The 14,006-nt window shown below is 68.6% G+C and carries 12 protein-coding genes; 7 read left to right on the top strand and 5 right to left on the bottom strand.

What is annotated here, in order from left to right:
* Positions 1-25: 25 nt before the first annotated feature.
* From B0B15_RS06205 to B0B15_RS06185, 5 genes are all read right to left on the bottom strand, one after another.
* Positions 26-1,321 carry an ABC transporter permease gene (locus B0B15_RS06205; protein WP_076674162.1) on the bottom strand — a complete coding sequence of 432 codons (1,296 nt, stop codon included), beginning with the start codon at positions 1,319-1,321 and terminating at the stop codon, positions 26-28.
* Positions 1,318-2,682 (bottom strand): ABC transporter permease, encoded by a 1,365-nt coding sequence (locus B0B15_RS06200; protein WP_218123542.1) that lies wholly within the window; start codon positions 2,680-2,682, stop codon positions 1,318-1,320. Before B0B15_RS06200 ends, B0B15_RS06205 begins: the two co-directional genes overlap by 4 nt.
* Positions 2,679-4,199, bottom strand: a complete 1,521-nt coding sequence (locus B0B15_RS06195; protein ID WP_076674160.1) for an ABC transporter ATP-binding protein — start codon at positions 4,197-4,199, stop codon at positions 2,679-2,681. Before B0B15_RS06195 ends, B0B15_RS06200 begins: the two co-directional genes overlap by 4 nt.
* Positions 4,200-4,363: 164 nt before the next feature.
* Entirely contained in the window at positions 4,364-5,470 is a 1,107-nt protein-coding gene (locus B0B15_RS06190; protein WP_256334199.1) for a BMP family lipoprotein, read from the bottom strand.
* 194 nt (positions 5,471-5,664) lie between these two features.
* On the bottom strand, positions 5,665-6,783 hold the full coding sequence (locus tag B0B15_RS06185; RefSeq protein WP_076674157.1) for a mannose-1-phosphate guanylyltransferase: 1,119 nt from the start codon (positions 6,781-6,783) through the stop codon (positions 5,665-5,667).
* A gap of 228 nt (positions 6,784-7,011) precedes the next feature.
* On the opposite strand from B0B15_RS06185, the gene sdhC reads away from it, so the two are divergent.
* The 7 genes from sdhC (at position 7,012) to trpS (ending at position 13,998) form a co-directional block, all read left to right on the top strand.
* Entirely contained in the window at positions 7,012-7,446 is a 435-nt protein-coding gene (sdhC, locus tag B0B15_RS06180; RefSeq protein WP_074615813.1) for a succinate dehydrogenase, cytochrome b556 subunit, read from the top strand.
* Positions 7,446-7,904 (top strand): succinate dehydrogenase hydrophobic membrane anchor subunit, encoded by a 459-nt coding sequence (locus tag B0B15_RS06175; RefSeq protein ID WP_076674155.1) that lies wholly within the window; start codon positions 7,446-7,448, stop codon positions 7,902-7,904. Before sdhC ends, B0B15_RS06175 begins: the two co-directional genes overlap by 1 nt.
* A gap of 46 nt (positions 7,905-7,950) precedes the next feature.
* Complete coding sequence (sdhA, locus tag B0B15_RS06170) at positions 7,951-9,780, top strand: succinate dehydrogenase flavoprotein subunit (protein WP_076674153.1); 1,830 nt, start codon at positions 7,951-7,953, stop codon at positions 9,778-9,780.
* 1 nt (position 9,781) lies between these two features.
* Entirely contained in the window at positions 9,782-10,567 is a 786-nt protein-coding gene (locus B0B15_RS06165; protein ID WP_076674151.1) for a succinate dehydrogenase iron-sulfur subunit, read from the top strand.
* 201 nt (positions 10,568-10,768) lie between these two features.
* Positions 10,769-11,968, top strand: a complete 1,200-nt coding sequence (locus tag B0B15_RS06160; RefSeq protein ID WP_083708888.1) for a YihY/virulence factor BrkB family protein — start codon at positions 10,769-10,771, stop codon at positions 11,966-11,968.
* A 73-nt stretch (positions 11,969-12,041) separates the two neighbouring features.
* Complete coding sequence (locus B0B15_RS06155; protein WP_076674149.1) at positions 12,042-12,890, top strand: exodeoxyribonuclease III; 849 nt, start codon at positions 12,042-12,044, stop codon at positions 12,888-12,890.
* A 103-nt stretch (positions 12,891-12,993) separates the two neighbouring features.
* Positions 12,994-13,998 (top strand): tryptophan--tRNA ligase, encoded by a 1,005-nt coding sequence (gene trpS / locus B0B15_RS06150; protein ID WP_076674147.1) that lies wholly within the window; start codon positions 12,994-12,996, stop codon positions 13,996-13,998.
* The last annotated feature ends 8 nt before the right edge of the window (positions 13,999-14,006 follow it).

Raw genomic sequence — 14,006 nt, 5'->3', positions numbered from 1 at the left:
CTCGTGAAGGGGGAAGCGGGCCTGGTCAGCCCTTTATGTACGGTTTGCCGGCAGCCGCGGGACCGCGGACCTTTCCGACGAGACCGGCGACGGCGAAGATCGTCACCACGTACGGCAGCATGAGCATGAACTCGCTGGGCACGGGCGATCCGATGACGCCAAGGGTGTTCTGCAGGTTCGACGCGAAGCCGAACAGCAGGGCCGCGAGCGTCGCGCGGATCGGGTCCCACTGCCCGAAGATGACCGCCGCGAGGGCGATGTATCCGGCGCCGGCCGTCATCTCTTTGTTGAACGCGCCGACCGATCCCAGCGTGAAGAACGCGCCGCCGAGGCCGGCGATCGCGCCGCCCAGCGAGACGTTCCAGAAGCGGGTCTTGGCGATGTTGATGCCGACGGTGTCGGCGGCCTGCGGGTGCTCTCCGACCGCGCGCAGGCGCAGGCCCCAGCGGGTGTGGAACAGCCCGACATAGACCAGCGCGACGGTGACGTACATCAGGTAGACGATCACCGTCTGGTTGAACAGCATCGGTCCCAGGATCGGGATGTCGGCCAGGAACGGGATCGGAAGGCGCGGGAAGCGGGGCGGCGAGTTCAGGGTCGCGGCGTTGGGCGCGAGCACCTGCGAGAACAGGAAGCTCGTCAGACCCACCACGAGCACGTTGAGCACGACACCCACGATGACCTGATCGACGAAGTACTTGATCGCGAATGCGGCGAGCACGAACGACACCAGCACGCCGGAGACACCGGCGGCCAGCAGACCGATGAACGGGTTGCCCGTCGCGGTGGCCACGATCGCCGAGGTGAACGCGCCCGCGAGCAGCTGACCCTCGATGGCGATGTTGACCACGCCCACACGCTCGCTGAGCACGCCCGCCATGGCACCGAAGATGAGCGGCACCGAGAGGCTGAGGCCACCGGCGAGCAGGCCGGTCAGCGGGATGACGGAGGTGGTCGCACCCGCGGCCGCCCAGGTGAGGAAGCCCACCATGAACACCAGCGCGAAGATCACCGCGAGCCAGATCGGGGGGCGGCGCCATGCGCGCACCATGAGCACGCTCGCAAGCGTGATGAGTGCGAGCAGCACCGTGCAGACGATGCCGGTGACGACGCCCCCGAGGACCACCTCGGGCAGCTGCAGGAACTCACCGGGGCTCGAGATGCGGAAGACGGCGTCGCCGTCCTGACGGGCGATGACGAACAGCACGGCGGCCAGCACCGTGATGACGCCGTAGACGATGGGCGCCTTCCACCCGACGACGACGGCGGTGTCGAGCGCCTCCGGGGCCGTGGCCTCCGGGCGTGCGGCGGTGGTGCTCACCGGGCCGCCTCCTTCTTCTTGGCGGCGCGCACCCTGGGCTGGCGCGCTCCGGGAGCCGGCAGACGGAAGATCGCACGCACCAGCGGCGGCGCCGCGATGAAGAGCACGATGAGCGACTGAACGACCAGGACGATGTCGACGGGAACGCCGTTGGCGGCCTGCATGGCGAAGCCGCCGGCCTTGAACGCGCCGAACAGGATGCCGGCGACCAGCACGCCGACGGGGGTGGAGCGTCCGAGCAGGGCCACGGTGATCGCGTCGAAGCCGATGCCGGCGTCGATGCCGCTGGAAAAGCCGGTGGTCACCGTGCCGAGCACCTGGTCGACGCCGGCAAGACCCACGAGGCCGCCCGAGATGAGCATGGCGTACACGTACATCGACTTCACGTTGATGCCCGCCACGCGTGCGGCATTGGGGTTGAGACCGACGGCGCGGAAGCGGAAGCCGAGCGAGGAGCGCTCGAGGATCCACCAGACCACGACCACGGCGACGAGCGAGAGCACGAAACCGAAGTGGAGGTTGTACCCGGAGCCGAAGAGGTCGGGGAACACCGCGGTGTCCTTCATCGGCGGAGTGGTCGGATTGTTGGACCCGGGCGCCTGCAGCAGCCCCGGGGTGCGCAGCAGGTAGTAGACGACATAGAAGGCGACGTAGTTCAGCATGATCGTCACGATCACCTCGTGCGCCCCGGTTCGGGCCTTCAGCACGCCGGCGATGCCCGCCCACACGGCACCCGCCACGACACCCGCGACGAGCGCGACGATCATGTGGATGCCCCAGGGCAGGTCGAACGCGAAGGCGACCCAGCCGCCCGCGGCCGCGGCGACGAGCATCTGCCCGCGGCCGCCGATGTTGAACATGCCGACGCGGAACGCCAGGGCGGCACCGAGACCGGCGGCGATCAGCGGCGTGGCGAAGGTGAGCGTCTCGGTCAGCGGACGGATGCCGGTGGCGAACTCGGGACGCCGGAAGTTGTAGATCGCGCCCTGGAAGAACGACGAGTAGGCGCCGGAGACCGACTGCCAGATGGCCGCGAGGGTGTCGCCGGGACGGGCGAAGAAGTACCCCGCCGCGGCCTGCACGTTCTCGTCGGTGGCGGCGATCATGATGGCGCCGACGATCAGCGCCAGGATGACGGCCAGCACCGAGATGATCGCGTTTCCCGTGGCGATCTCGCGGAACGCGCGGCGCCAGCGGTTCTCGTCACCCGCCGGTTCGGAGGCGACCACGCGCGCCTCCGCGGCGGGATCGACGCGGGACTCGCCCTCGAGGGCGAGGTCGGCCTGACCGGCCTCGGCGACCTCGGCGGCCCGGTCGGCGCGTGCAGCGGTCGGGTCGTGCGGGCTGTGCGGATCGCTCACGCCGCGACTCCTTCGTTCTGGGGCGCTTCGCCGGCCATCATGAGGCCCAGCACGTCGCGCGAGGTGTCACCGGGGACGATGCCCACGACGCGGCCGCGGTACATGACCATGATGCGGTCGGCCAGGGCGGTCACCTCGTCGAGCTCGGTGGAGACGACGATGACGGGGACACCGGCGTCGCGCGTCTCGACGACCCGCTTGTGGATGAATTCGATGGACCCGACGTCGACGCCGCGGGTCGGCTGCGCCGCGACGAACAGACGAAGGTCGCGGCTCAGTTCGCGCGCCAGCACGACCTTCTGCTGGTTGCCGCCCGACAGGCGTCCCACGGGGGTCTCGATCGAGGGCGTGCGCACGTCGAACTCGCTGACCTTGTCCCGCGCGAAGTCAGCGAGGGTGGACAGCTGGATGGCCCCGCCCTTCACGAACGGGGCGCCGTCGGCGCGGTCGAGCATGAGGTTCTCGGCGATGGAGAACTCCCCCACCAGGCCGTCTTCCTTGCGATCTTCGGGCACGAAGCCCACCCCTGCGTCGAGGACCGCGCGCACGCTCTGCCCCTTCAACTCGGTCCCGTCCAGGACAATGGAGCCCTCGACGCGGTCCTGCAGCCCGAGGAGCGCCTCCGTGAGCTCGGTCTGGCCGTTGCCCTGCACACCGGCGATGGCGAGCACCTCGCCGCGACGCACGTCGAAGCTCACGTCGTTGACCACGAGCTGGCCGATGGGGTCGACGACGGTGAGATTCGACACCGACAGACCGACCTCGCCGAGCGTCGGCTCCTCCTTCTGCACGGTGAGCTCGACCGCGCGGCCGACCATCAGAGAGGCGAGCTCGGCGTTGGAGGCGCGGGGGTCGGCCTCGCCGACCACCTTGCCGAGGCGGATGACCGTGATGCGGTCGGCGACCTCGCGCACCTCGCGGAGCTTGTGGGTGATGAAGACGATCGAAGTCCCCGAGGCCTTGAGCTGGCGCATGATCGCCATCAGCTCGTCGGTCTCCTGCGGGGTGAGCACGGCCGTGGGCTCATCGAAGACGAGCACCTTGGCGTCGCGCGAGAGGGCCTTGATGATCTCGACGCGCTGCTGCACGCCGACGGGGAGATCGTCGACGAGCGCGTCGGGATCGACGTCGAAGCCGAAACGGTCGGAGATCTCGCGGACCTTGGCGCGGGCTGCGGCGAGGTCGAGACGCCCGCCGACCTTCGTGGGCTCGTGGCCGAGCATGACGTTCTCGGCCACCGTGAAGACGGGGATGAGCATGAAGTGCTGGTGCACCATGCCGATGCCCGCGCGCATGGCGTCGCCGGGGCCGGAGAAGTGCTGGACGGCATCGTCGAGCAGGATCTCTCCTCCGTCGGCCTGGTAGAGGCCGTAGAGGACGTTCATCAGGGTGGACTTGCCGGCACCGTTCTCGCCGAGCAGGCAGTGGATCTCTCCGGCCTCGACGGTGAGGTCGATGTGATCGTTCGCCACCAGGGACCCGAAGGTTTTCGTGATCCCGCGGAGTTCGAGCTTCATGTTCCCGATCCTAAGTTCTGTGGCATCGGACGCGGGAGGCGTCCGACGAGACCGGCCCGCCTCGTGAGCGGATCGGCGTCTGGGGAGGAGGGGGCGCTGACCGCCCTTTCCATGAGGAGGGGAGGCCGGCAGCGCGCCGGCCTCCCCAGGAGAGTGGAGTTCTCTCAGCCGGCCAGGTAGGACTCGACCTTGATCTCGCCGCTGACGATGTCGGCCTTCAGAGCGTCGACCTTCGACGACAGGTCGGCCGGCACGCGGTCGGACCAGTCGTGGAACGGGGCCAGGCCCACACCGTCGTTCTCGAGCGTGCCGATGAAGGGGGCGGTGTCGAACGAGCCCTCGCCCGCGGCGACGATCGCGTCCTTGGTGCCCACGTCGATGCCCTTGAGGATCGAGGTCAGCAGGAGGTCGCCGATGGACGGGTCGGTCTCGTACACGTCGGCGTCGACACCGACGAGCGCGATCTCACGACCGGAGTCCTGGATGGCGACGGCGGCCGACTGGTAGATCGGGCCGCCGACGGGCAGCAGCACGTCGACGTTCTGGTCGATGATCGCCTGCGCGGTCTGGCGCGCGGTGTCGTTGGCCTCGAAGCCACCGGTGAACGAGCCGTCCTTGGCGGTGCGGTCCCAGCCGACGACGCGCACGGATGCGTTGTTGTCGGTGTTGTACTTCTCGACGCCCTGGGCGAAGCCGTCCATGAAGATCGTGACGGTCGGGATGTTCATGCCGCCGAAGGTGCCGACGACGCCGGTCTTCGAGGTGCCCGCGGCCAGGTAGCCGGCGAGGTACGCCGCCTGGGCGGTGTCGAAGATGATCGGCTTGATGTTCGGGGCGTCGGTGGTGCCGTCGAAGTCCTGGTCGACGGTGTCGTCGATCGAGACGTACTGCAGGTCGGGGTTCGCCGTGGCGGACTCCAGCGCCGCGGGGGCCAGCAGGAAGCCGACGGTGATGATGGTGTTGCAGCCCTGGTCGACGAGGTTCTGCAGGTTCGATGCGAAGTCGGTCTCGGACTGCGACTGCACCTCGATGGGCTTCTTCGAGCCGAGTTCGGACGCGGCGGCGTCGAGGCCCTCCTTGCCGAGCTGGTTGAACGACTTGTCGTCGAATCCACCCGAGTCGGACACCATGCAGGGCAGGTAGTCGCTGGCGCCGGCGGCGGCACCACCGGATGCGCCGTTGCTCTCGGGTGCGGCGCCGCAACCGGCGAGCAGCGCCGCGGCGCCGATCATGGCGAGGCCGCTGACGACGGCCTTCTTCGTGGTCTTCACGAATGGTCCTCCAAGACGGATGCCCCCAACGGGTTCGGGGGACGATCCCGTCACGTTACCTACTGTGTCGGCGCGCTTGCGCGCCGGACGGGCTCGCGCGCAGCAATGGTTACAAAGACGCAATCTCGCGTCACGCGACCGCCATACGCGACCGGGAGGTAGACACTGGATGCCACGCGCAGCGGCATCCGGTGTCAGAGGACGTCGCCGCGACCGGTGAGCTTGAGGGCGTCGACGACGCCCTTCACACGCTGGGCGTTCTCGCTGGTGGTCACCAGGAGGGCGTCGGGGGTGTCGACCACGACGATGTCGCGGACGCCGATGAGGCTGATCACGCGCTTGGTCTGCGAGACGACGATGCCGCTGGAGGCGTCGGAGAGCACGCGGGCATCCTCGCCCAGGATGGCAAGCTCGTTGCGACCGCCCGAGGAGTTGAGCTTGGACAGGCTCGCGAAGTCGCCCACGTCATCCCAGTCGAAGTGACCGGGGATGACGGCCAAGCGCCCCTTCTCCGCGGCGGGCTCGGCGACGGAGTAGTCGATGGCGATCTTCTTCAGGCCCGGCCAGATGCGGTCGACCGCGGGGCCGCGGCGGTCGCGGTCGTCCCACGCTTCGGCGAGCTCGAGCAGGCCCGCGTGCAGCTCCGGCTCGTTGACGGCGAGCTCGGCCAGCAGCACGTCGGCGCGGGTGATGAACATGCCCGCGTTCCACAGGTACGCGCGGTCGGAGAAGTACTCCTTCGCGGTGTCGAGGTCGGGCTTCTCGACGAAGCGCTCGACCATGTAGGCCTCGGGGGCGTCGTCGACGATCAGTTCGTCGGACTGCTTGATGTACCCGAAGCCGACGGAGGGTTCGCTGGGCTGGATGCCGATGGTGCAGATGTATCCGGCCCGTGCGACCGCCACCGCCTGTCGGACGGCGAAGTCGAACTGGCGGGTCTGGCGGATGACGTGGTCGGCGGCGAAGGAGCCGATGATGACGTCGGGCTCGCGACGAACGAGGATCGCGGCGGCGAGGCCGATCGCGGCGGAGGAGTCGCGCGGCTCGGACTCGAGGAAGACGTTGTGGTCGGGGACGCCGGGCAGCTCCCGCTCGACGGCGGCGCGGTGCGCACGGCCGGTCACGACCGCGATGCGGTCGGCGCCCGAGAGCGGGGCGAGGCGGTCCCACGTGTCGCGGAGCAGCGTCTGCCCCGACCCGGTGAGGTCGTGGAGGAACTTCGGCGCGTCGGCGCGAGAGAGGGGCCACAGGCGGCTGCCGATCCCTCCGGCGGGGATCACGGCGTAGAAGTCGTCGATAGCGATGTCGGCCATGGCCTCGACCCTACTGGTCGAGCGTCGGGGCGCATTTGCGGCTCATGGCGGGTGAAGGACAGCGTCCCGACGGCCGGGTCGACGGCATCCGAAGATATCTCGATGTCGAGAGAGTCTTAGGCCGCCCTAATCCCCGCCGTTCATAGGCCGGACGTAGTATTCGATGGCGCCCGTGTGACGCTCGGACCCGCGTGGGTCCCACACCGTGTTCGATCAGGGAGGACGACCGTGTCAGCACCAGCACGTGCCACGCCGTCGGTGAAAGAGACCACTTCGAAGAGGCCTCGCGGCACTCTCTACCGCGGCCGTGAGGGCATGTGGTCGTGGGTCCTTCACCGCATCACCGGTGTGGCGATCTTCTTCTTCCTCCTCGTGCACATCCTCGACACGGCGCTGATCCGCGTCTCACCCGAGGCGTACGACGCCGTCATCGGCACCTACAAGAACCCCGTCATGGGTCTCGGCGAGGTGGCGCTGGTCGGTGCGATCGCCTACCACGCGTTCAACGGCCTGCGCATCATCCTGGTCGACTTCTGGCCGTGGGCCACGCGCCACCAGCGTCAGCTGTGGTGGGGCGTGCTCGGCCTCTGGGTCGTCACCATGCTCGGGTTCACCCCGCGCCACCTCATCAACGTCTTCAGCGCCGTCACCGGGAGCCACTGATGTCCGTCGCCCAAGAAGCCGCCACGATCCCCGCCCCGCGCACGCCCGCCGTCCGCAAGAAGGGCGCCAACTACGAGAAGTGGGGCTGGATCTACATGCGCGCCTCCGGCGTGCTGCTGATCGTCCTGATCTTCGGCCACCTGTTCGTCAACCTCATGACGGGCGACGGCATCCACCAGATCGACTTCGCATTCGTCGCGGGCAAGCTCGCCTCGCCGTTCTGGCAGTGGTGGGACGTCCTCATGCTGTGGCTGGCGCTCATCCACGGCGCGAACGGCATGCGCACGATCGTGAACGACTACGTCACGAATGCGAAGATCCGCACGATCCTCGTCGGTTCGCTCTGGGTGTCGGCCGGGTTCCTGATCCTCCTCGGCACGCTCGTCGTCTTCACCTTCGACCCCTGCCTCGGCGTGACCGAGAGCAGCTCCCTGTGGGACGTGTGCCAGGCGGCGTGAGCCGACGGCATCCCTTCCTTCCCCTGACAGCAGAGGTATCTCGCCCGTGAGCACTCAGACCAGCTCGGACTCCATCGTCAAAGACGGCGTCCACTACCACCAGTTCGACGTCGTCATCGTCGGCGCCGGCGGCGCGGGCATGCGCGCGGCCATCGAGGCCGGCCCCGGCGCGAAGACCGCCGTGATCTCGAAGCTCTACCCCACGCGTTCGCACACCGGTGCGGCGCAGGGCGGTATGGCGGCGGCTCTCGCGAACGTCGAAGAGGACTCCTGGGAGTGGCACACCTTCGACACCATCAAGGGCGGCGACTACCTCGTCGACCAGGATGCCGCGGAGATCCTCGCCAAAGAGGCCATCGACGCCGTCATCGACCTCGAGAACATGGGCCTGCCGTTCAACCGCACGCCCGAGGGCAAGATCGACCAGCGTCGCTTCGGCGGCCACACGGCCGACCACGGCAAGACCCCCGTGCGCCGCGCGTGCTACGCCGCCGACCGCACCGGCCACATGATCCTGCAGACGCTGTTCCAGAACTGCGTCAAGCTCGGCATCAACTTCTTCAACGAGTTCTACGTCCTCGACCTCATCACGGTGAAGGATGCCGCCGGCAAGACCCTGGTCGCCGGCGTCGTGGCGTACGACCTCGCCACGGGCGAGCTCCACGTCTTCCAGTCCAAGGCTGTCGTCTTCGCCACCGGCGGCTTCGGCAAGATCTTCAAGACCACCTCCAACGCGCACACGCTCACCGGCGACGGCGTCGGCATCGTGTGGCGCAAGGGCCTGCCGCTGGAGGACATGGAGTTCTTCCAGTTCCACCCGACCGGTCTCGCCGGTCTCGGCATCCTGCTCACGGAGGGCGCCCGCGGTGAGGGCGCGATCCTGCGCAACGCCAGCGGTGAGCGCTTCATGGAGCGCTACGCCCCCACCATCAAAGACCTCGCGCCCCGCGACATCGTCGCGCGCTGCATGGTGCAGGAGGTGGCCGAGGGCCGCGGTGCCGGCCCCCACCGCGACTACGTGCTGCTGGACTGCACGCACCTGGGCGCCGAGGTGCTCGAAACCAAGCTCCCCGACATCACGGAGTTCGCGCGCACGTACCTGGGCGTCGACCCGGTCGTCGAGCCGGTGCCCGTGATGCCGACCGCGCACTACGCGATGGGCGGCATCCCCACGAACATCAAGGCCGAGGTGCTCGCCGACAACGACACCGTCGTGCCGGGTCTGTACGCTGCCGGCGAGTGCGCGTGCGTCTCGGTGCACGGCTCGAACCGTCTGGGCACCAACTCGCTGCTCGACATCAACGTCTTCGGCAAGCGCGCCGGCCGCAACGCCGTCGAGTACGTCAAGACCGCCGACTTCGTGCCCCTGCCCGAGGACCCCGCCGCCGAGGTGCGCGGTCTCATCGAGGGCCTGCGCAACAACAGCGGCACCGAGCGCATCGCGGTCCTGCGCAAGACGCTGCAGGACGAGATGGACAAGGGCGCGCAGGTGTTCCGCACGCACGAGTCGTTGGCTCACGTCATGGACGTGATCGCCGACCTGCGCGAGCGCTATAAGAACATCCACGTCGACGACAAGGGCAAGCGCTTCAACACCGACCTGCTCGAGGCCGTCGAGCTGGGCTTCCTGCTCGATCTCGCCGAGGTCGTCGTCTACTCCGCGCAGAACCGCGAGGAGAGCCGCGGCGGCCACATGCGCGACGACTTCCCGACGCGCGATGACGAGAAGTTCATGCAGCACACCATGGCGTACCTGTCGGGCGACCCCCACTCGTCGCACCCCGCCGATCACATCGAACTCGGCTGGAAGCCCGTGGTCTTCACCAAGAACGAGGCCGGGGAACTGCGTTACCCGCCGCTGGAGAGGAAGTACTGAGATGGCATCCACCGTCATCGAACAGGTCGACACCTCGGACGAGGTCGAGCAAACCCCCGAAGACACGGGGATCCAGTCGTTCCTGGTCACCTTCAACATTCGCCGCTTCGACCCCGAGGTCGACGACGAGCCGCGCTGGGTCGACTACGACGTGGAGCTGTACTCCACCGACCGCGTGCTCGACGCCCTGCACAAGATCAAATGGGAGGTCGACGGCTCGCTGTCGTTCCGCCGCTCGTGCGCGCACGGCATCTGCGGTTCGGATGCCATGCGCATCAACGGCCGCAACCGCCTGGCCTGCAAGACGCTGATCAAGGATCTCGACATCTCGCAGCCCATCTACGTCGAGGCGATCAAGGGCCTGCCGCTGGAGAAGGACCTCATCGTCGACATGGAGCCGTTCTTCGCCTCCTACCGCGAGGTGCAGCCCTTCCTCATCTCGAACTCGAAGCCCGAGGCGGGCAAGGAGCGCATCCAGTCGATCGTCGACCGCGAGGTCTTCGACGACACCACGAAGTGCATCCTCTGCGCCGCGTGCACCTCGTCCTGCCCCGTGTTCTGGACCGACGGGCAGTACTTCGGCCCCGCCGCGATCGTCAACGCGCACCGCTTCATCTTCGACTCGCGCGACGACGCGGGAGATGTGCGCCTCGACATCCTCAACGACAAGGAAGGCGTGTGGCGCTGCCGCACCACCTTCAACTGCACCGAGGCATGCCCCCGTGGCATCGAGGTCACCAAGGCCATCGCCGAGGTCAAGCAGGCCGTCCTCCGCGGCGGCCGCTGACCCCTCCCCTCTCGAACGGCGGGTGCGCTTCGGCGCCCCGCCGTTCTGCGTTCGCGCCGACCTTCTTCCGCGTGAGTCGCCAGAGATCGTCGTTTCTATACCCGCAGATGCGACCGATCGTGGCGACTCACGCGGGGGCGGGCGGATGCCGTGGCCCCGGGCGACGCCGAGCCCTCGGCATCCCTTCAGTAGGCTCGACGGGTGACCGAGACGCACGCCGACCCGCGACCGCTGCCCGCGGTGCGTGACGACGACACGTCGCTGCGCGACCGGCTCGAGGCGGCGCAGGTCGCCGTGCGCGAGCGCCTCGACCAGCCCATCGCGCGGGCTGCCAAGATCGCGCGGTGGTTCCCCATCCGGGTGTGGCGGCACTTCCTGCAGCACAACGGATTCCTGCTCGCCGCGGGGATGAGCTACCAGGGACTCTTCGCGGTCTTCTCGGCGCTCTACCTCGCGTTCGCGGGCGTCGGGATCTGGCTGGGGGGAAGCAAGGCCGCCATCGACGGTCTCATCCGGATCGTCAACAGCTACATCCCGGGGTTGATCAGCGAGAACGGTCTCGTCGATCGCGATCAGGTCGAGGCGGCGGCGCAGGACAGCGGGCGCCTGCTGACGATCACCGGAATCGTCGCCGTGATCGTCGTGGTGTGGACGGCCATCGGCTTCGTCACCTTCACGCGACGCGCGGTGCGCGACACGTTCGGCCTGCCCTTCGACATGCGCAACTACGTGATGCTCAAGGCGCGCGACTTCGTGGCCTCGGTGCTCTTCGGGGTGTCCCTGCTCATCGGAGCCCTCCTGGGATCCATCACCACGGGTGCGGTGGATCTGGTGTTCGGGCTCATCGGCTGGGACAAAGAGACCCTCGGGTGGTCGATCGGAGCCCGCCTGATCTCGCTGATCGTGGCGTTCGGGATCAACACCGTCGCCCTGGCCGCGCTGTTCCGCTTCCTCACGGGAACGACCCTCAGCTGGCGACGCACCTGGCCGGGTGCTCTCGTCGGCGCGACGGGGATGGTGGTCCTCCAGATCGGGGCGGGTTTCCTCTTCGTCTACACCCCGTCGAACCCGCTGCTGTCGACGTTCACGGTGCTCATCGGCTTCCTGCTGTGGTTCCGGTTCATCGGCATCGTCATCCTCGTGTCGGCCGCCTGGATCGCCGTGGCCGCGGGCGACCGCGATGTGCCCCTGCGCTCCCCCGAAGACCGCCGGGCTATGGAGCAGGCGGCGCTGGTCATCGCCGCGCAGGTGGGGGTGCGCGAGGCCGAAAAGGCGCTCGCCCTGTCGCGCTGGCCGTGGCGGTGGCGCGCCCGTCGGCGCCTCGCGGCGGCGGAGAAGGTGCTCGCCCGCGCCGAGGCCGACGTGCCCGCGCCGCGTCGCACCTCGCTCATCCTCGACTGAGGGCCCGCGCGATCGCACGGCGCTGTGCCGTCCAGCCCGGGGCGATGTCGGAGGTCGCGGTTAGGCTCGTCGGGTGGCTCGTTCCGTGCGTATCGTCTCCGTCAACGTCAATGGCATCCGTGCCGCCGTCCGCAAGGGCATGACCGAGTGGCTCGACGCCTCCGGCGCCGACATCGTCGCGCTGCAGGAGGTGCGCGCGTCCGCCGAGCAGCTGGCCGAGGCGCTTCCCGGGTGGGAGATCGTCAACGACGAGGCACTGCAGAAGGGGCGCGCCGGCGTCGCGATCATCAGCCGGCTGCCGGGCGTCGCCACGCGCACGCACCTCGGCCCCGAGCCGCTCGATGCCTCGGGCCGCTGGATCGAGACCGACTTCGACATCGACGGCGAGACCGTCACGATCGTCAGCGCCTACGTGCACAGCGGCGAGGTCGACACCCCCAAGCAGGATGCCAAGTGGCTCTTCCTCGACGCCATGGAGCGCCGGCTCGGCGAGCTCGCGGCCGAGCGCGACCTGGCCCTGGTCGCCGGTGATCTCAACGTCGGCCACCGCGAGCTCGACATCAAGAACTGGCGCGGCAACCGCAAGAACGCGGGATTCCTGCCCCGTGAGCGCGCCTACTTCGACCGGTTCTTCGGCCCGGCCGGCGAGCAGGTGGAGGGCGTCGACGGCTCGACCGGCACGGGCCTGGGGTGGATCGACGTCGGCCGCCGCGCGATGGGCGAGGTCGACGGCCCGTACACGTTCTGGTCCATGCGCGGAAAAGCGTTCGACACCGACAGCGGCTGGCGCATCGACTACCACGTCGTCACTCCGGTCCTCGCCGAGCGGGTCACCGCGTACCGGGTCGATCGCGCACCGTCGTACGACACCCGATGGAGCGACCACTCCCCCGTCATCGTGGATTACACGCTGGGGGTATGAGCGACGGGCGGGCGGGATGCCGCCCGCCGGCTCCTCGGGGACGCGCGCGTTGCCCACGTCGGCCCTGACGTGGGCGGCCCGCCCCGACGCCTAGGATCGAACGGTGACCACCGAGCGCCTCTACTCCGGAATGCAGCCCTCCGCGGACAGCCTTCAGATCGGCAACTACATCGGGGCCCTGCTGCAGTGGCGCGACCTGCAGGACGAGTACGACGCGTTCTTCTCCGTCGTCGACCTGCATGCCCTCACGCAGCCCGGCGACCCCGCCGAGCGTCGCGAGAAGACCCGCCGCACCGCCGCCCAGTACATCGCCGCGGGCATCGAGCCCTCGCGCTCGACGCTGTACGTGCAGTCGCACGTGCCCGCGCACGCGGAGCTGCAGTGGGTGCTGTCGACGCTCACCGGCTTCGGCGAGGCCGGGCGGATGACGCAGTTCAAGGACAAGTCGGCCCGCTACGGCACGGATGCCACCAACGTCGGCCTCTTCACCTACCCGGTGCTGATGGCCGCCGACATCCTGCTGTACCAGACCGACGTCGTCCCCGTCGGCGACGACCAGAAGCAGCACATCGAACTCACCCGCGACCTCGCCGAGCGTTTCAACCAGCGCTTCGGCGAGACGTTCACGGTGCCGAAGCCGGTGATCCAGCGTGAGACGGCGCGCATCTACGACCTGCAGAACCCCACGTCGAAGATGTCGAAGTCGGCCGAGTCCGACGCCGGCGTGCTGTGGCTGCTCGACGACCCCAAGGTCTCCGCGAAGAAGATCATGCGCGCCGTCACCGACTCCGAGGGCGCGGTGCGATTCGACCGCGACGAGAAGCCCGGCGTCTCCAACCTCCTCGTCATCTACTCGGCGCTGACCGGTCGGGAGATCACCGCGATCGAGGACGAGTACGCCGGACGCGGGTACGGCGACTTCAAGAAGGGTCTCGCCGAGGTCGTCGTGAGCGAGTTCGAGCCGGTGCGCGAGCGCGCCCTCGAGCTGCTGGCCGACCCCGCCGAACTGGACCGCGTGCTGGCCGTCAACGCCGGGAGGGCGGCATCCGTCGCCGAGAAGACCCTCACCGACGTCTACGACCGCATCGGGCTGCTCCGCCGCGGCTGATCCCGACC

Origin of the sequence: Microbacterium sp. RU1D (assembly GCF_900156435.1) — a bacterium.
In the GTDB taxonomy this organism is placed as follows: domain Bacteria; phylum Actinomycetota; class Actinomycetes; order Actinomycetales; family Microbacteriaceae; genus Microbacterium.
This window is presented reverse-complemented; position numbering and strand designations above follow the sequence as displayed.

Excerpts from the sequence above, each read along its gene's own strand:
- B0B15_RS06195 (WP_076674160.1), bottom strand. The coding sequence starts at position 4,199 with ATGAAGCTCGAACTCCGCGGGATCACGAAAACCTTCGGGTCCCTGGTG.
- B0B15_RS06185 (WP_076674157.1), bottom strand. The coding sequence starts at position 6,783 with ATGGCCGACATCGCTATCGACGACTTCTACGCCGTGATCCCCGCCGGA.
- B0B15_RS06175 (WP_076674155.1), top strand. The coding sequence starts at position 7,446 with ATGTCCGTCGCCCAAGAAGCCGCCACGATCCCCGCCCCGCGCACGCCC.
- B0B15_RS06165 (WP_076674151.1), top strand. The coding sequence starts at position 9,782 with ATGGCATCCACCGTCATCGAACAGGTCGACACCTCGGACGAGGTCGAG.